We start from the raw sequence: 18,782 nt of genomic DNA, 5'->3' as shown, positions 1-18,782 counted from the left end.
TCCCCTACTCTCTCATTTTGTTTTTCACCTTGTTCGGCGATTTCGATTGCGTTGGTCTCGTTCTCAGCATCCAGAACGGCGCCCGGACGAAGATGTCCTTCCAATCCGACAGTTTATTCGGCGCGACCGGCGTCAAGTAGGACGACTTCAGGCTCGTTAAACCGGACAAATGAATGATGATGAGCGCCAAGCTCATCATTAATCCGAGAACGCCGAGCATGCCCGACATGATGATGAGCCCGAACCGGATGAGGCGGATGGAGGCGCTCATCACGTAGCTGGGAATGACGAAGGAAGCGATTGCCGAGGACGCGACCGCGATAATCAGGATGTTGCTTGTCAGTCCCGCCTGCACGGCCGCTTGTCCGATGACGATACCGCCGACGATGCCGATCGTCTGGCCGATCTTGGTGGGAAGCCTGGCCCCCGCTTCCCTCAGCAGTTCAATGGTCAGCTCCATCAGCAAAGCTTCGTAAATCGGCGGGAACGGCACCTTGCTCCTCGATTCCGTCAACGTAAGCAGCAAATCCTCCGGAATCATCTCGTAATGGAACGTCGTTACCGCGACGTACAGAGCGGTAAAGGTAATCGTAACGATCAAGGCGGCGAAACGAAGAATCCGCAATCCGGTCCCGAGCATCCATCTCTGATAGTAATCGTCCGGCGAGGAGAAAAACTCGAAAAAGGAAGCCGGCGCCGAAATAACGGAAGGACTGCCGTCCATGACAACCAAAATCCTTCCGGCCGTAAGCCTGGACACGGCGGAATCGACGCGCTCCGTCGTCGGGAATAACGGAAAAACCGAATTCGGCTGATCGTCGATGATTTGCACGAGCATATTGCCGTCGTGAACCGCGTCGACTTCGATGTTTTGGATCCGTCTCGACATTTCGTTCACATACTCCATGTTCGCGATGCCGACGATATAAAGCACGTAAACCTCGGTCTTCGTCACTTCGCCGACTTCGAGTCTCGCGATTTTCAGCTGCGCGCTTTTTACCCTCCGACGGATCAGGGACAGGTTCGTTATCGCCGATTCGTTGAACGAATCATGCGGCCCGTTAATGACCGCCTCCGTCTCGGATTGCTGGATCGAGCGCGTTTCCGGCTTGCACAGGTTGATCGCGTAAGCCCGGCCGTCATGAAAGATGGCGACCGAGCCGTCGAGAATGTCCTTGATCAGCGTCTTGGAATCGCCGATTTCCCTGTACTGCGAACGGCCGAGTACTTGAGCGATATCGTCCGGCGAAGCATTTTCGAAGGGAACCGTTATTTCCCGCGCGAACGCTTCGAGACCGATCAAATGCCCGATAAAAATAAAATGCACGCCTTTATCCGGCAGCGATTGATGGACAAGGTCTGCGCAATCTTTAAATTCGTTCAACGTATGCGAAAGTTCAGGCTTTACGTCCTGTTCCTCGGGAGCCGCGGGCCGCATCTCCGGTTCGGGCTTCTTATTCCCCGCACGATTCATTCGCCGAAATATGTTCATCGTCCACCCCGCCGCTTCCCGATATTCCCTATTAATGTGGACAGATTTGCCGATATTATGCCGGGCGTTCGGCGGCAGGGAAAGAAAAAACCGCAAAGCGGCAAGCGCATTGCGGTCAAAACCCCGTATTCGGTTAAGCGGTCGCCCCGCGAAGCATGCTGTTCAAGTAGCTTCTGCTCGCCACGAGGAAATACAGCGTCTGCATCGCGATGAAAATGCCGATCACGACGAAGGAATAGATCCAATTGGACGATTCGAGCAAGTTGTCCAGCGCCTTCATCGCAAACAGGGCGTGAGCGATGCCGACGACGACCGGGACGAAAAACACGATGCCGACCTGCGTGAAGACGATGCGGCGAATTTCGCCCTTCGTCATGCCGATCCGGGTCAGCGCCCGGAACTGCGCCTGATCCTCCTGCAGCTCCGTGAACAGCTTGAAATAGATCATGCTGCCCGAGGCGATGAAGAACAGCAGACTGATGAACATGCCGATGAACAGCGTGAGCGATACCGTCTCCATCAACTCCCCGTAATGATCCGGACGGTCGAAATGGATCTGTTCCCGCTGCGCCGGCGGCACGAGCTCGCGCAATTTCGCCGCCGTGCCGGCTGCCTTCTCCCAATCGTCCAGCTCATAGCCGTACAAGGCCAGCCGCTTCTCCTCGGGAACGGACGAAGACAGCTGCACGTAGCTGAAATCATCCGCGACGAACAACAAATAATAGCTGCCGATCCAATTCATCACCTTCGCGTTCACCGTACCCGTTAGCGGGAACTCGCGCCCTTCGCCGTTCACGTCGCCTTTCACGACGCCCGCCCCGATGCCCCTGCCGCCCGAAACCTGCTGAACGAGCGTCAGCTTGCCCGACTCGGGCTGAATCGACGGCTGGCCGGTCGCTTCGGCAAGCTTGTTGTAATCCGTCGCCGATATCACGATCGAGCTTACTTCCTTGTATTCCCGCAGACGGCCGCCGGTTTCCTGGATGGAGAACTTATCCAACTGGATGCCGGTCGCCTTCACTTCCTTGTCGATCTCGAAGCCGTCTTTCTTAACGATGCTCTTCAGCTTGTCCGGATCGATGACTTCATGCGCGTTCGCGCCCTTCTCCAAATACGCCAGCGTGAAGGGAGAATTCTGCAGGATGCCTTCCTTTCCGCTCAGCTGGAATATATAGACGGTACCGAGAGCCGTCATGATGACCGCGCTCAGAATCGAGACGGTAAACAAAATGCGGGCATTGTCTTTGATTTTGTAGCCAAGCTGAGCATAGACGATCATATTCGTCCGCTTGTAATAAAGGGCCGCCCGCTTCTGAATGAACCGGAGCAGCAGGATGCTGAGCTGCGTGAACAGGAAGTAGGTGCCGATCACGACCGTAATCAGGATCGGCAGCGCCAGCAGGACGAACGTGCCGGCGTTCATGACGAACGCCATCCCGTAAGCCGCCGCCAGGCAGGCGACCGATAACGCGACCAGCCATGGCGAGAAGGCCAGCTGCCCCTTTGGCCTCCGCGCCGCCCCCAGCAGATCGACGATTTCCGAGCGGCCGATCCTTAGCGCCGTCCAGACCGAAATAAGCATGAACAAGGCGAAGAAGCCGCCTCCCGTCATGACGATCGCTTTGAGCGGAGCCGCGAACGCGATCGTCTCCTCCATGCCGAGCAGGACGCCGAGCGCCATGAAGAACAGCTTGCTGAACAGCATGCCGAGCCCGATGCCGACGAGGATCGCGAGCAGCGCGATCGCCGCGTTTTCATATATAACGAGCTTACGGAGCTGCGCCTTCGTCATGCCGAAGAGCGAGAACAGGCCGAACTCCTGCTGCCTCGTCTTCAGAAAAGCCGAATTGGAGTAGAGCACGAACAGAAACGAGAAGATGACGATGATATATTCGCAGAACACCATGCCCTGGCGCACCTTCGATGCGGCTACGATATGGCCGCTCAGCACGTCGGGATGCTCGAGAAACGCCGCGTAAATGTAGAAAATCATGACCGAGAACACGCTGCTGAGGAAGAAGGCGCTGTAGGAACGCCAGCTTCCGCGGATATTGCTAAGCGCGAGCGAACGGAACGTCATCGAAATTACCCCCCAGCACGCTTAGCGCATCCAGTATTTGTTGGAAGAAGGCTTGCCGGTTCGAGCCGCGCCTGATTTCCGAGAAAAACTTTCCGTCCTTGATGAACACGATGCGCTGGCAGTAGCTGGCCGAGAACGGGTCATGCGTAACCATCAGCACCGTCGCCCCCCACTTCTCGTTCATCTCCTTCAGAGCATCCATGACGTCCTTCGCCGCCTTCGAATCGAGGTTGCCGGTCAGCTCGTCGGCGAGAACGAGCGAAGGCTGGTGGATAATCGCCCTCGCGATCGCGGCACGCTGTTTCTGGCCCCCGGATACCTCGTACGTCCGTTTGTTCAGAATCGCGGCAATTTGCAGAAACTCGGCGATCGGCCGCAGCTTCTCCTCGATCTTCCTAGGCGCCATCCCTTCCAGCACGAGCGGCAAAATAATATTTTCCTTGATCGACAGCGTGTCGAGCAGATTAAAGTCCTGGAATACGAAGCCAAGCTCCCTGCGCCGGAACAGCGCCAGCTTCTTGTCCGTCAGCTTGCCGGGGTTGACCCCGTTAATTTCGAGATGGCCGGATGTCGGCCGATCGATCGTCGACAGCAAATTCAGAAGCGTCGTTTTGCCGCTGCCCGAAGGCCCCATAACGCCGACGAATTCGCCTGCCTCCACCTGCAGATCGATGTCTTCCAGCGCTTTGTAGACGACGCTCCCCTTATTTCCGTATATTTTGCCTAGCCCTTGCGCTCGCAGTACGCTCATTTCGTTGTTCCTCCCCAAATCTGTACCTGATGAAAGCTTCGATAGGTATAGTATAGACGGGGAGGCGTGCCCGAACCCATCGATTTACCTTGCAATCGGGCCCGTCGAATCTTACAAAGTTGTCACCCTTTATTTTACCGTTCCCGCTTCTTTCCCTCCGCCCCATCCAGCAAATGAATGCCGCGCGGCCTGAACGCAAGCGTGAACGCCGCGCCTTCTCCGGGCGAGGACGCAACCGATATCGCGTGCCCCAGCCGGTCGCATACCTGCTTCGCCAAATAAAGCCCCATCCCCGTCGACTCGCCGGCGGTACGGCCGTTCTCGCCCGTGAAGAACGGCTCGAAGATGCGCGGCAGGTCATGCGCCGCGATGCCGATTCCTTCGTCTGCGATCGTGAGCTTGCTGCTTCCATCGCCGCTATCGCTTGCCTGGATCAGCAGCTTCTTCGTTCCGGGCTTGCCCTTGCTATATTTAATCGCGTTGCCGACAAATTGATTCAGCACGAACGTCATCCATTTCTCATCGGTCTCCGCCCAGGCTTCCCCGTCGATTCTCGGGAAGATCGAATGCCGGATGCACAGCTTTTTATGGGCGTTGATCACGCTCCGGGCAAGCTCGTGCAGCGGCGCTTTCCGGATGTGCAGATCGATTTCGAACTTGTCGAGGCGGGCGGTGTACAGCATCATTTCCAGCCCCGCCGACAGCCGCTCCGTCTCCTCCTGCACGCTCGCGAGCAGCCGGCCTCGCTCCTCATCCTGCCAGGTTTGACGGCGCTGCGCGTCCTGTGCCAGAAGATCGATGACGGAGACGGGCGTTTTCATGAAATGGACCCATTGGAGCACGAAATGGTTATGCAGCTCCTGCTGCCGCCTGTATTTGCCCAGTTCGCTCCGGTAAGCGCGGTGCAGCTCCTCGAGCAGCCTGATGACGAGCGCCTGCTCCTTCGTGACGCCGGCCTTCACGATGGCCGAAGCATTCAGCTCCTCCGAGCGGCGGATCGCATCCGCCAATTGATTGAAGTAGGCGCGCTGACGCAAGTAATCGGCCGCGAGCCATGCTCCGAGAAAGAACAAGGCAAGAACGACGAAGTAATAGACCGTCCCCAGCTCGATGAAGCCCGGGTACCGCTCCCGCTCCAGAAGCAGCAGGCTGACGCACAGCATCGTCAGAAGCAGGGCCAAGGCGACGAAGCCGAACCGGTCGCGCAAAAACAACCCGAGCGTCAGCCCCTTCATTCGGAACCGCCTCCGCCCAGGCCGTGAGGAACCAGCTTATAGCCCAGCCCCCGCACCGTCTCGATCGCCTTCTGCAGGCCGAGCTCCTCGAGCTTCTTCCGAAGCCGGGTCACATTGACCGACAGCGTATTGTCGTCGACGAATTGAACGTCATCCCACAACGCTTCCAGCAGATGCTCGCGCGAGACGACCTCGCCGGGCCGCTTCAGCAAGTATTCCGCCAGCAGCTGCTCGTTCTTCGTCAGCTCCACGCGCCGTCCCCGCCATTCCAGCTCGCCCCTGGCGAGCAGCAGCCGCAGCCCGCCGGCCGCAAGCTCGGGCGGGACCGTCCCATGCGCATCGCCCGGCGCGGCCGAGCCGGCGCCAGCGGCGGCATATTCGCCGTACGTTCGCCGCAGAACGCTCTTCACCTTCGCCATTAAGAGGTCGAGGTGAATCGGCTTCGTGACGTAATCGTCCCCGCCGTTCTCGATCGCCATCACCTGGTCCATCTCCCCGGCCCTGGCCGAGATGAAGATAATCGGCACGCTCGAGCGGGCGCGGATTTGCCTGCACCAATAATAGCCGTCGAAGTACGGCAAGTTAATATCGAGCAGGACCAGCTGCGGCCCGAATGCTTCAAACTCCGGCATAAGCTCGCGAAACCGGACGGCGGCCGCGGCCTCGAAGCCGTACTTCTCCATATTGCTTTTCAATATCGCGGCGATCTTCGCATCGTCCTCCACGATGAATATTTTGTACATGCGAATGAACCCTCCCAACAATAAAAGGCTTGCCTCGCAAGCCTTTCTCGATTCCCGTTATAAGCGGCTTGAACCATTACTTCCCATTGCTTGCGTTTCTGAGAACGGGATACGGCTCGTCCCGGCTTACCGCAAATTCGGAATCGCTTCGTTCCGTTACCCGCCTTGCCGACGTAAAGTCCGCCGACATGCGGTCCAGCGTAATATCGAGGACGACTTCGCCGTTATGAACGAATACGAGCTTATGAAGGCTGTCGTCGCTCAGCGGGTATTCGCCGAAGCTTGAGCGGTGCAGCAAATGGCCCAGATAGCTCTGATTCGGCGTCCACTTGCGGCCGACTTCCTTCTCCATCTCATCCCTGGGGTAGTACGGGGGAAACATATACATGGTATCCCACTCGAAAGAGGCGATGTCGGCCATGGAAATCGTATTTTGCCGCTCCACGGCCTCGGTGAGGCTGCGGACAAACGGCTCCGCATTGGCGTCGTCGACCCTGTCTCCCCGATATTCGATATACCCGAGCAGAAACGGAAGGCAGAGCAGGACCGGCACTAGCAGCAGCACCGAAAGGAGCAGCTTCTTCTTCTTCAAATTCGTTCGTCACCTCGCTCGCGATTCAATGGCCTTGCATAAAAAAAAACGGGCTGTCCCTTCGGCATTACGCCTGTCGGGACAGCCCTCTTGCTTGGATCAGCATTCGCCCTCGGGCGCCGGCTTGCCTGCGTCGGTCGCCGTGCGGAACGACGAGCCGCAGCCGCATGTCGCGCTGGCGTTCGGATTGTCGATCGTGAACCCGCCGCCCATGGCGGATTCCTTGTAATCGATGACGAGACCGTTCAAATATTTGATGCTGTCCTGGTCGACGACGACCTTCAGGCCGCTCATTTCCATCGCCTGGTCGCCCTCGTGCTGCTCGTCGTCGAAGCCCATGCCGTAGGAGAAGCCGCTGCAGCCGCCTTCCTTCACGCCGATCCGCAAAAACAAATCCGGCGTTTCCTCCTGCTCGAGCATTTCTTTTATTTTGTCAGATGCAAGCTCACTGATCGTGATCATGCTTCATCCCTCCGTTTATCCGTCTTATCGAAACTCACAAGTTCACTTACTTGTTTATAGTATACTCCAGTTTCATTCCATGCTCAAGAGAAGTGCGCCCAGCCCGTCCCCGATCCGCAATCGGTCCAATATATTCCATCCCCTTACTTTTCTTATTGCTCCCGCTACGCAGGAGGATTATAATAGTTACAGCTTCTTAATCGGATTCGAAAGTTATTTTTTTCACAAACTATTCATCAAGGAGGAACCGCCATGAACGTCGTTATCCCGACAGAAGACAAACAAATGCAGCACATTATCGAAAAAGTGCGTCATGGCCAGCGCCTTTCGCTGGAGGATGGCGTTTTCTTATACCAATCGGACGATTTGCTTACGATCGGCCAATTGGCGAACGAAGTCGCGCTCCGCAAAAACGGCAAGAAAGTTTATTTTATCGAGAACATGAGCCTCTACTTTACCAACGTCTGCGAGGCCCACTGCGCGTTCTGCAACTTCCGCAAGGACGAGGGCGAGGAAGGGGCGTACACGCTTAGCGGGCAGCAAATGATCGAATACGTCGAGAAGCATTTCCATCCCGGCGTCCGCGAATTCCATATCGTCGGCGGCCATAACCCGAATGTGCCGTTCCAATATTACGTCGACTCGCTTAAGGCGCTGAAGGAGCGCTTCCCGGAAGTAACGCTGAAGGCGTACACGGCGGCCGAGATCGACTTTTTTGCGCGCATAAGCGGGCTCGGCTACAAAGAAGTGCTTCAGGAGCTCATGAAAGCGGGACTTGAATCGCTAACGGGCGGCGGCGCGGAAATTTTGTCCGACCATTACCGCAAAAAAATGCGCGTCGACAAAGCGGACGTCACCCAGTACCTGCAGGTGCACCGGACGGCGCATGAGCTCGGACTGCGCACCCATACGACGATGCTGTACGGTTCGATCGAATCGAAGGAGGACCGCATCCGCCACCTGATTCAGCTCCGCGAGCTGCAGGACGAGACGAGAGGCTTCCTCGTGTTCATCCCGCTCTCGATGCAGCCGATCAACCCCAGGGCGGGCATCCGGCGCCGCAACTCGGCGTTCGAGGATTTGAAGACGATCGCCATAAGCCGCTTGATGCTCGATAATTTCCAGCATATCAAGGCGTACTTCATCAACATCGGCGTTCAGCTGACGCAGGTCGCCTTGACGATGGGCGCTTCGGACGCGCACGGCACGATCGTGAAGGAGCGAATCAGCCATGCGGCGGGCGCTTTGACGCCGGAAGGCATTACGCGCGAGGATCTCATTTGGCTGATCAAGGGGGCGGGCCGGATTCCGGTCGAGCGCGATACGTTCTACAACGAAATCAAAGTGTACGAATGAGCAAGAATAAGTAATCCGCTTGGCGGAAGCATAATAGAGAGACATCATTTTAGAGTCGTGGAGTTGGAATGTGATGAGAAAAGTTGTCATACTGGGCGGGGGCTACGGCGGGCTGGCCATCGCGAACGAATTATTGGAAAATCAAATGCCGCACGACGTATCGCTCGTCCTCGTCGACCGGATGCCGTTTCAAGGGCTCAAGACGGAATATTACGCGCTTGCGGCCGGTACGGTATCGGATCTGGAGCTGCGCGTCAAATTTCCGGTCGATCCGAGAATTACGCATGCGTACGGCGAAATTACGGACGTGGACATGGATCTTAAGCTCGTCTATTTGGAGGGACAGGATCCCATCGCTTACGACTGGCTCGTCATCGGACTCGGCTGCACCGACAAGTATCACGGCATCGAAGGAGCAGAGCAGTACTCGACGAGCATTCAGACGTTCTCTGCGGCGAGAAAGACGTACGCCCTGCTCGGGGACGTGAAGCCGTACGGTCAAGTGACGATCGTCGGCGGCGGCCTGAGCGGCGTGGAGGTCGCGGCGGAGCTGCGGGAGAGCCGTCCCGACCTCAATATCCGCATTCTGGACCGCGGGCCGAAAGTGTTGTCGGCTTTCCCGGGCAGGCTGCAGACATTCGTGGCGGATTGGTTCTACGACCATCAAGTGGAAATGCGGGGGAACTTCTCACTGACAAGGCTCGAGGGCGGCATTCTTCATGACGCCAACGCCTCGGATCCGATCTATACCGACGTCACCGTATGGACGGCAGGCATCCAGCCGGTGCCGCTCGTGCAGCGCATGGATCTTCCGAAGGATAAGACGGGCAGGCTCATCCTCAATGAGCTGCATCAGCTTCCGTCCCATAACGACGTCTACGTCGTCGGGGACTGCGCCGCGCTGCCGCTCTCGCCGAGCGGCCAGGCCGCGGGCGCGCAAGGGAAGCAAATCGCGGAGGTTCTGCACGCGATCTGGCATGACAAGACGCCCCGTCTGGGCAAAATAAGATTGAAGGGCGTGCTCGGCTCGCTCGGCAAAAAAAGCGGGTTCGGCATAATGGGCGGAACGCCGATCATGGGCCGCGTCCCGCGCCTCGTGAAGAGCGGCGTGCTCTGGCGCTCCAAGCGCCATCTCGGCTAGCCCGGCATTTATAGATCGTCAAGCAGCTTATCGAGCGCGTCGCGGTCGGCATGCTGCTTGTCTATCGCTTTCAGAATGTTATCGTACAGCTCGTCCGCCGTCTCGGCCGAGACGATCGTGCCGTCGACCAGCGCGAACGGATTGAGGTAGCATTCGCCGCAATTGCCAAGGCAGCCGTATTCGATCACTTCGTATCGGTCGTCTTCCTGGAGAAGCTTCATGATCTTATCGGTTCCGTGATGCATGTTGCTGGCGCAAAATTCGATCATCGGCTTGAACATTTTAATCTCACCTGACTTTACTTCAGTTACTATCCATTTTCAATTGCATCGCTTTGTACTATAATAGGGGAGAAAGGAGATGAATGCAATGAGTGAACAAACCCAAGATACGATGTACGACGAAGTATTGGACGTATTAGATAAGCTTCGCCCGTTCCTGCAGCGCGACGGAGGCGACGTGGAATTGGTCGACGTGGAGGACGGCATCGTCAAGCTTCGCCTGATGGGCGCCTGCGGCAGCTGCCCGAGCTCGACGATCACGCTCAAAGCGGGCATCGAACGCGCGCTTCTGGAAGAGGTTGAAGGCGTAGTCGAAGTCGTTCAAGTATTCTAAGAAAGCTAAAGAGTCTTACCGCTGCGGGATTCCGCTTCGGTAAGACTCTTTTTTGGCTGCTCGCCTACTTAAGCTTCTTGATGTTGGCGACGATCGGATCGAACCCGCCCGTCACGTCGATCACGTTGCCGGTCAGGAAATTCGACTTCTCCTCGCAGAGGAACAGCACGACGCGCGCCACGTCTTCGCCGGCTCCGGGACGTCCCATCGGCGACTCCGGATCGAATTCGCCTGCCACCTCGCCGATGGACCGCTCCTTGTTCGCTCCCCTGATGTCTCCCGGGCCGATCAGGTTCACCGTAATGCCGTGCGGCGCTTCCTCGACGGCGAGCGACTTCGTGAAGGAGACGAGCCCCGTCTTCGCCGCGGCGTATACCGCGCGGTGCGGCCACGCTCTCGCCTCGCCCGCATGTCCGAAGCCGAAATGGATGATGCGCCCCCACCCCCGGCGGCGCATCCCTTCGAGCACGCGATGGTCGAGCAGCATGACGCCAAGCAGATTGCCGTTCAGCAGCCGAATGATCGTCTCCTCGTCGTATTCGCTGAACAAGCGCCGCTGGCGGACGAACGGGCCCGCGTTATTGACAAGAATGTCCACCCCGCCCGCGAATCGCTCCGCTTCCGAAGCAAGCTTCTCCACTCCCTCGGTCGTCGCGACGTCCGCCTGTATCGTTATCGCCTTAACCCCGAGCCGCTCGATTTGCCGTTTGACCTGCTGCGCTTCGGATTCGCTTTCGTAATAATTGACGATCACGTCGCAGCCCCGCTCGGCCAGCTGGATCGCCGTCCGCTTGCCGAGCCCCTTGGCGCTTCCCGTCACTAATGCCGTTCTGCCCTTCAGCTCCACGAGACTTCCCCCCTCGCGATTATGGTTGCATCTTCCGCATCAGGCCGCATGCGTACCGAAACGTGAGCAGCAGCGATTCCATGGCCAGATGAAAGCTCTGCGTCAAATCCTCCGATTGCGCGGCGATGTTCTCGAGCTGCACCTCTTCCCCGTACATCCGGTGGCTTTGAATCAAGTCGTCCTGCATTTCCGAATTCATGTAATGGATTTCGGTGTTTCTTCGCTTGCGGAGTCGGGTCATCGGCTCCTTGTACTTCTCCTTCACCTCGTTCAGCTTCCACGTCAGCTCGGGATGCGCCTTCTTCTCGCGCATGTTGCGCAGCACGGTGAAGTAAGAGAAATGAGGCTTGATCTTCTCCGTGCGCATGTCGAGCAGCTCGTTCAGCAGCGTGCCGAGCTTGTCCAGCAAGGAGAATACGCGGATGAATGCGTTTTTATCGAAGTAGATATACCGATTATAAGCGATGCGCTCCTCTTCTGTCATTTGACTCACGGAGGAGGAGGAGATTTTATGTTGAAACCGAAGGGCGGCGTAATGGCTCTGCTCCAGCTCGTCGAGCGAAGCTTGCAGGCCGAGCGTCCATATCTCGAATTTGCGGAGCTTATGGTCGCTGTCGCCGCCTTCCTTGATCTTTTTATTCAAAATGGAAACAAACTGCTCCATCGAACGGAACGTTTCTGCAAGTTTCCCTTCCGCTTCTCTCCGAGGTTCGCCAAACAGGAAACGCAGCATGCGAACAATCCTTTCTGTATCGATTTATGGAAACGGAGCGCCGCGGTCTACAGCTTATACTCGCTCCATCTGCCGTCAACGAGCTTCACGACGTCTTCCCGCGGGAACAGCTCGTCCGGATAGCCCGGCTTCATTCTCGCGTCGATGACGATCGGCAGCTTGTAGCCGAAATGATGCCTGCGAATGTCGGAGTTCGCGTATATATCGTCCGCCGGATTGAACCGGGTGAATACCGTCCAGAGGAACGGCGTTTGCGCGGCGGCAATGTCCGCGTCGTCAGCCAGAATGACAAGCGGCCATGCGGTCTGCTTCTCCGTCATGGAAGCGAGCAGCCGCTCGGCCAGCTTCGGCTCCGCTTCGTAAGCCGCGCCCGAAACGACTAGACAGCCTTTGCAGTACGGCTTCGCTGCCGATATTTCCGGAATGGCTCCCTCGTCATAGACGCCCGGCAGCTCGCGGATGGGGTCTCCCACCCCGAGCATGACGGCCTTGCTGCCGTGATTCAGCTTGCCGCCCGTATAATCGAGCGTGTCATGCGACGTCTTGTCGAAGACGAACAGGTCCGTCTCCGGGCGGAAGCGCTCAAGCACCGTCTCCAGCAGCGAAGCGAAGTCCTCCAGCCGAACGGGCTGATTCGTGATCATGAGAAACTTCGTCAGCGTCAGCTGCCCTTCGCCCAAAATCCGGAACGCCGAAGCAAGCGCTTCCCTCGAATAGCTTTCCCTTACAACGGCCGCGGCAAGCGCATGGAAGCCGGTCTCGGCATAAGTCCACAAATCCTTCACGCCGGGCATCGCCATCGGGAACGCGGGCGACAGCAGCTTCTGAAGAAATTCGCCCATGTAATAATCTTCCTGCCTCGGCTTGCCGACGACGGTAGCGGGATAAATCGCGTCCTTGCGATGCCACATATGGCTGACGTTGAACACCGGAAAGTCATGCGTAAGCGAATAATAGCCGTAATGGTCGCCGAACGGCCCCTCCGGCCTCCTGACATGCGGCGGCACGAGGCCGCTCAGCACGAATTCCGCTTCGGACGGAATGCGGTGCGCCCCGTTCGGATCCTTGACCACCGGCAGCTTGCCGCCGATGATGAGCGAGGCGAGCAGCAGCTCCGGCAGATGCTCGGGTACGGGCGCAATGGCGGAGGCGATCAGCGCCGGCGGGCCGCCGAGAAAGACGGATACCGGCAGCGCTTCGCCCTTCTTCTCGGCTTCATGGTAGTGGAAGCCGCCGCCCTTATGGATTTGCCAGTGCATGCCGGTCGTCGAATCGTCGAAAATTTGCATCCGATACATGCCGAGATTATGCTGCTTGCGATGCTCGGGATGCTCCGTATAGACGAGCGGCAGCGTAATGAACGGGCCGCCGTCCTCCTGCCAGCTCGTAATCGCGGGCAAGCCCGCCAGCGGATTGTCCCGCTTGCAGGACCCGAGAATCGGCGCTCCGCCGGAAGGAACCTCCTTGATGCCGACCTTGAGCATGTCCCAAATTAAATTTTTCTCGCCCCATATCGCCTTAGGCGTCGGCGGCAGGACGCGGTCGACCGCCCCGACGATTTGCTTCATGAGCGCTTCCGGACGCGGTCCGAACGCGAGGTCGACGCGCCGGCTCGTACCGAACAAATTCGTGACGACCGGGAACGGGCTCCCCTTCACGTTCGTGAACAGCAGAGCCGGCCCTCCCGCGTCAATGACTCGGCGATGGATCTCCGCGATTTCCAAGTTCGGATCCACCGGCGCGTCGATGATCGCCAGATCGTTCTCCCGCTTCAGCCTGTCCAAAAATTCGCGTAAATTCGAAAAACTCATTATTATGCACGCCCTTCCCTAAGCCGCCATGAACGAATGACGAGATCAAGCAAAATGCCGAACAAACCGGTAATGATTACATTGTGAAGCAAGCTCGTAAAAATAAACGAATCTTCCTCGCCGATCGTCGCCGTAAGCAGCGCTCCGCTGAAAATCTGCAAGACGACGAGCGAAAGCGCCCATGTCGCCGATTTCGTCAGCCCCGCTTCGTCTCCGCTAACCTTGCGGACATGCACGTACAAACCGGCGATGGCGATGCCGAGAATAAGCGCCGCGACCCGGTGAATGAATACGGCGCCCGTCGCCCCGTCCAGCTCGGGAACGACTTGCCCGTTGCAAAGCGGCCACCCTTCGCATCCGCCGGCCGAATCCGTGTGCCGGATGAACGCGCCGAGGTAGACGACGACATAGCAATAGATCGCCGTAGCGAGCGCCCTCGGATAGATCGAACGCGGCACCTTGTATTCGGCTTGCGCCCCGCGCTTTGCGCGGTAGGCCCAGACGACGAGCAGCAGCGTGGCCGCGAACGCGATGAGCGAAATGCCGAAATGGATCGCCATCACCGGAGGCGATTGCGGCCACATGACGGCCGCCGCGCCCATCAGCGCCTGAACGACGGTAAAGAGCAGCGCCATTGACGCATAGAAATGCGGCTCCCTGAACGCGTCGCGGTTTTTTCTATAGTTGGAATAGACCAGGACGGAAACGGCAAGGACGAGCAGTCCTTCCACGCCGCTCACGAGACGGTGGGAATATTCGATCATGGATTCCAGCGTGTAGGCCGGGATGAACTTGCCATGGCAGAGCGGCCAATCGTCGCCGCAGCCGCGTCCCGATTCCGTATTCGTAACAAGAGCCCCGGCGAGCAGTACGAGAAGCATTCCGATGCACGCAGCGAGAGCTAGCGCGCGAAAACGGCCGGTTACCATAATAAAATCACCTAATTTCACGAATTAATAACAGTTTCAATTATAGCGATAACAACCGGCAAAAGCCATGTTGAAAATGTGAACTTCCGCGCGGCGCCGGGCACAAAACGAAAGACCGCGCCGCGGGAGACCAACCTCTCCTCCCGCAGCGCGGACCATGGCTTACGATGGGTTAAGCGCGTCGCCAACCTGAATGGCTCTCTCGATGAATTGCTCGATCTCCTCGCGCGTCTTGCGCAGCTTGCTTACGAAGCGGATCAGCTCCTTGCCGTCCCGGAAAGCGATGAAGCTTGGAATGCCGAGGATGTTCAGCTCCGAGCACAGGTCGGGCAGCTCGTCGCGGTCGATTTCCACGAACCGGACGCGCCCCTCGTAATGCCTCTCCACATCCGGCATAAACGGATCGATGAAGTGGCAGTCCTTGCACCACGCCGCTTTGAACACCGCGATCGTCAACCCGCCGCCGGCCGCCGCTTCGCGAAATTCGGCATCCGTACTTAGTTTTTTCATGCCGCGCACCTCCACATTCGCTGTATCTCGTTGAAATTTAGGTTTATCTCGGGTACCTTTAGACTTCCCTCTCAAGCGTAAATACTTTCTCGTCTCCGTAAAGCGTCGTCCATGCAAGGTTTGCATGCAGCGCCCTTGCAAGATCGCGCGCCGGCACGTACGTAACGCCGTCCACCGACGTAACCGGGAACGACCAGTTCACGCTTTTGCCGTTGACGATCGCCGCGTCGCTGCCGACCTTTACTTCGATCGTCGTGCCCGTCGCCTCGTCGAACAGGACGATCGACTTGTTCTTCGCGTTCGGGGAAAGCTTGCCGCCAAGCGCATCGGCCGTATCGCGCAGCGGAATGATCGTAATGTTCGCCGGCGTAAGAATGACCGGATTGTCATATTCGTACGGGTACCAACTGATCGATTGCTTGCCGACATGGAACGTATTTTTCAACAAGTCGTATACGGCCGACGTTTCGTCGAACCGCTTAAGCAATTGGTAGCCGTGCATTTCGGACAGCTCTTCCAAGCCGAGCGCATCATCCGAAGCGGCCGGCGCTTCCGCCGTCACGTCGCCGTTCACGTTCCAGGCTTCGCCGGCAATCGTCAGCTTCAGCCCTTTCAGCGGCGCCAGGTCGGCCGCCGCCGCCTCGCCAGGCACATATGTCAGCTCGTACGCCTGCTTGCGGATATCGAGCTTGGCGTCGACATACACGTCCGCCTTGAGCGCCAGGCTTTCGCTGAACACCGTATCGAGCGTCGCCCGCTCCGCTTCTTCCGCCTTCTTCATCTCCGCCTGCCAATCGGCCAGCAGGGCCGCGATTTCGTCCGTCGCTTCCTTCAGCATGTCCTCCGTCGTCGGCGCGTCCAGCCCGCCTTCTTCTATCAGGGCAGGGATGCCGAGGACTTCCGACAGCTCGGGGCTGCCCTCGATAATCTCGTAAATGCCCGCGATCATCCGGTCGAGTCCGGCGCGGTCCGCCGCCAGCGCGTCGACGTATTGCTTCACCCAGGCCCAGATTTCCGGTCCGTTCATGTCGAAATGAACATGCATCATAGGCACGGACGCGCCGCCTACCTGCTCGGTCGCCGGCTTCGCTTCGATCCGCTCCGGGTTCGGCAGGTTGTTAATGACGTATGCGCCGACCGTATCGAGCATGCGATGCCCGATCGCCGCAAGCGACTCGCTGTCGATGTCAACCTCTGCGGCCGCCTCCTCCGCCGGCATTCCCGCGAAGCCCGCGTCCGCCATGTCCAGCACGAAGGGCTGCTTCGCTCCTTCGAGCTCGATGACCGCAAGCGTGTCCGAAAGCTTCGCGGAGAACGCGATCGAAGCCTCCTCGCCGAAAGCCAGGCTTCCGTCGAAGGATAGATGATTCTCATCCTGCGCCTTTACGTTGTCCAGCTGCAGCTTCACGTTCGAGAGCAGCTTGATCAGCGCAAGCTCATCTTCCGGCATGTCTTCGAGAGCCGCCTCGTCCAGCTCGAGCTTCAGCTCGACCGACTGCTTGCCTTCGCTTGACGTCACCTTCAGCGCGTTCGTCAGCGCCTTGTTGAAATCCACGTTCGCGATCGATTGGCAGCCTGCGAGCAACACGAGCGCAAGCGCAAGCAAGAGCGCCGTCAGCATGCGAAGTTTTCCGAATTTTGTTACCATCAACCCGTCTCCTTTTTTGTACAATGAATATAGTAGACACATGTCTGCAAACACCTCCCCATTGTACAGGAGACTCTATTTATTGTAAATGTGTGGAAAAGAGAAGTTTTTATCGAAACGGGTAGATTAATAGAATAAGTACAAGAGGGCACTCCAACGGATTGGTGTGCCCTCTCGGCTTATCTCGATTTTTTGTAGAACGGCTTCAATAGAAGCGTCATCGCCTTGCGGAGCGGGCCCGGGAACGAGCGGATATCCTCCGGCGTTACGACGCGAAGCGCGGCCAGCAGCAGCACGTACAGCCCGCCTACGACGACGGCCGCCGCGGCGCCTGCGGTCAAGTAAGACAGCTTCGGCGCCCAGGCTTCGGTCCAGCCCAGCACGACGTATTCCGCGCCCCAGCCCGCGGCCGCGGGAATCGCGATCGCGGCCATGTACGGCGCCCACCTGCGGCCAAGCACGTTCAGCTTCACCTGCCGATTGATTCTTCTTACATTTAACCACGTAATGACGATAAAACAGATCGAAGAGCCGACGATAAGGCCGTAAACCCCCATCCATGGCGCAAGCGCCACGCTGAACAATATTTTGAGTCCAAAACCGACGAACGTATGCATCATCGGCAGCCTCGGCATGTCGAGGCCGTATAATATCGAATTGGTCGTCATCATCGTAATTTGCATGATCGTTCCCGCCGTTAGCAGCGCGACGGCGCCGCTGCCGCTAGGGCTGGTGAACAGCAAGCCGGTTACCGAATAGGCGGCGACGGTCAGCAGCAGCGCGACCGGCACGCCCGTGAAGCAGACGATGCGCATGACGAGAGACGCCTGCCGCTGAACCTCGTCCATCTTCTTCAGCGAATACGCCGAAGCGATGACCGGAATGATGGACGCCCCGAGCGCGATCGCCAGAATCGGCGGAATGCCGGCGAGCGCCATTGCCTTCGTCGAATAATTGGCCAGCACTTCCAATGCCGATTCCTCGTTATAGAACGATGCGGTCAGCCTCATGAAGAACGTTTGGTCGAAGAAATAGACGAACTGCACCGTCATCGCCGTCACGACGGCGGGAATGGACATCGTAAATATTTCCCGGTAAATGGACCGGAAGCGCAGCGGCTTCGCGGCGGCTTCGGTCTGCCGGATAGCGCCGGTCTCCTTGTCTGCCTCGGCCTTATCCTGCCTCTTCAGCTTCCTGGCGTAACGGAGCATGACGACGAAGGCGCCGATGCTGCCGAACACGCTGCCGAACGCGATCGCGGCGGCGCCCCATTCGTCTCCCCAGCCGAGGCCGAGAATAATGAGCGCGAGGCCGATGCCGCCTAGTATCCGCAATATTTGCTCGACGATTTGCGAGATCGCTCCAGCGGACATAATCTGCCTGCCCTGGAAGTAGCCTCTCGTCATCGCGATGATCGGGAACAGGAGCAGCGCGGGGGCGATCGCTTTCAAGGACAAGGTCGATTGCGGAACCTTCGACAGCTCCGCGTATTGCGGAGCCAGGACGAACATGGCGACGGCCAGCAGCACGCCGGTCACGGCCCCGAACAGCAGCGCCGCCTTATAGATCTGCCTGGCCTCTTCCGGCCTGCCGAGCGCGTAGCGCTGGGAGATCATCTTGCTGATCGTGACCGGAATGCCTCCCGTGGCGACCGTAAGCAGAAGCAAGTAAAGCTGGTTCGCCTGGTTGAAGGCGGCCTGTCCGTCCGCGCCGAGCATGTAATCGAGCGGAATACGCTGAAACAGCCCGAGAAACCGGGCTGTCAGCGCTGCGGCCGCCAGAATCAGCGTGCCTTTTATTAGCGAGTCTTTTTTTAGCATGGTCGAATCCGGAAGTC

18 protein-coding genes are annotated in these 18,782 nt (G+C 58.0%); 3 read left to right on the top strand and 15 right to left on the bottom strand.

The window, feature by feature from the left end; translation table 11 throughout:
- Positions 1 to 4: 4 nt before the first annotated feature.
- The 7 genes from IDH41_RS05960 to erpA all read right to left on the bottom strand — a co-directional run bounded on the left by IDH41_RS05960 (position 5) and on the right by erpA (position 7,355).
- Positions 5 to 1,492, bottom strand: coding sequence for a spore germination protein (locus tag IDH41_RS05960; protein ID WP_223829473.1), 1,488 nt, complete (start codon positions 1,490 to 1,492; stop codon positions 5 to 7).
- Between the two features lie 133 nt (positions 1,493 to 1,625).
- A complete protein-coding gene (locus IDH41_RS05955; protein WP_190859166.1) occupies positions 1,626 to 3,572 on the bottom strand; it encodes an ABC transporter permease in 1,947 nt (648 codons plus the stop codon).
- Positions 3,547 to 4,323: an ABC transporter ATP-binding protein gene (locus tag IDH41_RS05950; RefSeq protein WP_190859164.1), complete on the bottom strand. Its 777-nt coding sequence runs from the start codon at positions 4,321 to 4,323 to the stop codon at positions 3,547 to 3,549. The genes IDH41_RS05955 and IDH41_RS05950 overlap by 26 nt, the downstream gene beginning before the upstream one ends.
- Before the next feature lie 134 nt (positions 4,324 to 4,457).
- Positions 4,458 to 5,558, bottom strand: coding sequence for a sensor histidine kinase (locus IDH41_RS05945; protein ID WP_190859162.1), 1,101 nt, complete (start codon positions 5,556 to 5,558; stop codon positions 4,458 to 4,460).
- Positions 5,555 to 6,301 carry a response regulator transcription factor gene (locus IDH41_RS05940; protein ID WP_190859161.1) on the bottom strand — a complete coding sequence of 249 codons (747 nt, stop codon included), beginning with the start codon at positions 6,299 to 6,301 and terminating at the stop codon, positions 5,555 to 5,557. The genes IDH41_RS05945 and IDH41_RS05940 overlap by 4 nt, the downstream gene beginning before the upstream one ends.
- Positions 6,302 to 6,377: 76 nt before the next feature.
- Positions 6,378 to 6,893, bottom strand: a complete 516-nt coding sequence (locus IDH41_RS05935) for a hypothetical protein (protein WP_190859159.1) — start codon at positions 6,891 to 6,893, stop codon at positions 6,378 to 6,380.
- A gap of 99 nt (positions 6,894 to 6,992) precedes the next feature.
- Entirely contained in the window at positions 6,993 to 7,355 is a 363-nt protein-coding gene (gene erpA / locus IDH41_RS05930) for an iron-sulfur cluster insertion protein ErpA (protein WP_190859158.1), read from the bottom strand.
- Between the two features lie 252 nt (positions 7,356 to 7,607).
- Between erpA and mqnE the strand changes: the two genes are divergently transcribed.
- Positions 7,608 to 8,711: an aminofutalosine synthase MqnE gene (gene mqnE / locus IDH41_RS05925; protein WP_190859157.1), complete on the top strand. Its 1,104-nt coding sequence runs from the start codon at positions 7,608 to 7,610 to the stop codon at positions 8,709 to 8,711.
- Positions 8,712 to 8,784: 73 nt separating this feature from the next.
- Complete coding sequence (locus tag IDH41_RS05920; protein ID WP_190859156.1) at positions 8,785 to 9,852, top strand: NAD(P)/FAD-dependent oxidoreductase; 1,068 nt, start codon at positions 8,785 to 8,787, stop codon at positions 9,850 to 9,852.
- Between the two features lie 8 nt (positions 9,853 to 9,860).
- Here IDH41_RS05920 and IDH41_RS05915 read toward each other — a convergent pair whose 3' ends face one another.
- Complete coding sequence (locus IDH41_RS05915; protein WP_190859155.1) at positions 9,861 to 10,133, bottom strand: YuzB family protein; 273 nt, start codon at positions 10,131 to 10,133, stop codon at positions 9,861 to 9,863.
- A gap of 88 nt (positions 10,134 to 10,221) precedes the next feature.
- On the opposite strand from IDH41_RS05915, the gene IDH41_RS05910 reads away from it, so the two are divergent.
- Complete coding sequence (locus tag IDH41_RS05910) at positions 10,222 to 10,467, top strand: NifU family protein (protein WP_190859154.1); 246 nt, start codon at positions 10,222 to 10,224, stop codon at positions 10,465 to 10,467.
- 64 nt (positions 10,468 to 10,531) lie between these two features.
- Here the strand turns inward: IDH41_RS05910 and IDH41_RS05905 are convergent, their stop codons facing one another.
- The 7 genes from IDH41_RS05905 to IDH41_RS05875 form a co-directional block, all read right to left on the bottom strand.
- On the bottom strand, positions 10,532 to 11,308 hold the full coding sequence (locus IDH41_RS05905; RefSeq protein WP_190859238.1) for an SDR family oxidoreductase: 777 nt from the start codon (positions 11,306 to 11,308) through the stop codon (positions 10,532 to 10,534).
- A 25-nt stretch (positions 11,309 to 11,333) separates the two neighbouring features.
- Positions 11,334 to 11,957 carry a Cthe_2314 family HEPN domain-containing protein gene (locus tag IDH41_RS05900; protein ID WP_317890685.1) on the bottom strand — a complete coding sequence of 208 codons (624 nt, stop codon included), beginning with the start codon at positions 11,955 to 11,957 and terminating at the stop codon, positions 11,334 to 11,336.
- A gap of 137 nt (positions 11,958 to 12,094) precedes the next feature.
- Positions 12,095 to 13,858, bottom strand: coding sequence for a UbiD family decarboxylase (locus IDH41_RS05895; protein WP_190859151.1), 1,764 nt, complete (start codon positions 13,856 to 13,858; stop codon positions 12,095 to 12,097).
- Between the two features lie 2 nt (positions 13,859 to 13,860).
- Positions 13,861 to 14,787: a COX15/CtaA family protein gene (locus IDH41_RS05890; protein ID WP_190859150.1), complete on the bottom strand. Its 927-nt coding sequence runs from the start codon at positions 14,785 to 14,787 to the stop codon at positions 13,861 to 13,863.
- A 162-nt stretch (positions 14,788 to 14,949) separates the two neighbouring features.
- The gene (locus IDH41_RS05885) at positions 14,950 to 15,297 is read right to left on the bottom strand and encodes a thioredoxin family protein (protein ID WP_190859148.1); all 348 of its coding nucleotides are present in this window, start codon (positions 15,295 to 15,297) and stop codon (positions 14,950 to 14,952) included.
- A gap of 58 nt (positions 15,298 to 15,355) precedes the next feature.
- A complete protein-coding gene (locus IDH41_RS05880; RefSeq protein WP_190859146.1) occupies positions 15,356 to 16,945 on the bottom strand; it encodes a copper amine oxidase N-terminal domain-containing protein in 1,590 nt (529 codons plus the stop codon).
- 179 nt (positions 16,946 to 17,124) lie between these two features.
- Positions 17,125 to 18,765 (bottom strand): putative polysaccharide biosynthesis protein, encoded by a 1,641-nt coding sequence (locus tag IDH41_RS05875; protein ID WP_190859145.1) that lies wholly within the window; start codon positions 18,763 to 18,765, stop codon positions 17,125 to 17,127.
- Positions 18,766 to 18,782: the final 17 nt, after the last annotated feature.

Source organism: Paenibacillus arenilitoris (assembly GCF_014705655.1).
GTDB lineage: Bacteria > Bacillota > Bacilli > Paenibacillales > Paenibacillaceae > Pristimantibacillus > Pristimantibacillus arenilitoris.
Note: the sequence above shows the minus strand (reverse complement) of the source record. Positions and strands in the feature narration are given on the sequence as shown.

What these genes read in the sequence shown, in the direction of transcription:
- erpA (WP_190859158.1), bottom strand. Translation starts at nt 7,355, where the DNA reads ATGATCACGATCAGTGAGCTTGCATCTGACAAAATAAAAGAAATGCTC.
- IDH41_RS05920 (WP_190859156.1), top strand. Translation starts at nt 8,785, where the DNA reads ATGAGAAAAGTTGTCATACTGGGCGGGGGCTACGGCGGGCTGGCCATC.
- IDH41_RS05940 (WP_190859161.1), bottom strand. Translation starts at nt 6,301, where the DNA reads ATGTACAAAATATTCATCGTGGAGGACGATGCGAAGATCGCCGCGATA.
- IDH41_RS05880 (WP_190859146.1), bottom strand. Translation starts at nt 16,945, where the DNA reads ATGGTAACAAAATTCGGAAAACTTCGCATGCTGACGGCGCTCTTGCTT.
- IDH41_RS05915 (WP_190859155.1), bottom strand. Translation starts at nt 10,133, where the DNA reads ATGTTCAAGCCGATGATCGAATTTTGCGCCAGCAACATGCATCACGGA.
- IDH41_RS05950 (WP_190859164.1), bottom strand. Translation starts at nt 4,323, where the DNA reads ATGAGCGTACTGCGAGCGCAAGGGCTAGGCAAAATATACGGAAATAAG.
- IDH41_RS05955 (WP_190859166.1), bottom strand. Translation starts at nt 3,572, where the DNA reads ATGACGTTCCGTTCGCTCGCGCTTAGCAATATCCGCGGAAGCTGGCGT.
- IDH41_RS05960 (WP_223829473.1), bottom strand. Translation starts at nt 1,492, where the DNA reads ATGAACATATTTCGGCGAATGAATCGTGCGGGGAATAAGAAGCCCGAA.
- IDH41_RS05895 (WP_190859151.1), bottom strand. Translation starts at nt 13,858, where the DNA reads ATGAGTTTTTCGAATTTACGCGAATTTTTGGACAGGCTGAAGCGGGAG.
- IDH41_RS05910 (WP_190859154.1), top strand. Translation starts at nt 10,222, where the DNA reads ATGAGTGAACAAACCCAAGATACGATGTACGACGAAGTATTGGACGTA.
- IDH41_RS05885 (WP_190859148.1), bottom strand. Translation starts at nt 15,297, where the DNA reads ATGAAAAAACTAAGTACGGATGCCGAATTTCGCGAAGCGGCGGCCGGC.
- IDH41_RS05890 (WP_190859150.1), bottom strand. Translation starts at nt 14,787, where the DNA reads ATGGTAACCGGCCGTTTTCGCGCGCTAGCTCTCGCTGCGTGCATCGGA.
- mqnE (WP_190859157.1), top strand. Translation starts at nt 7,608, where the DNA reads ATGAACGTCGTTATCCCGACAGAAGACAAACAAATGCAGCACATTATC.
- IDH41_RS05945 (WP_190859162.1), bottom strand. Translation starts at nt 5,558, where the DNA reads ATGAAGGGGCTGACGCTCGGGTTGTTTTTGCGCGACCGGTTCGGCTTC.
- IDH41_RS05875 (WP_190859145.1), bottom strand. Translation starts at nt 18,765, where the DNA reads ATGCTAAAAAAAGACTCGCTAATAAAAGGCACGCTGATTCTGGCGGCC.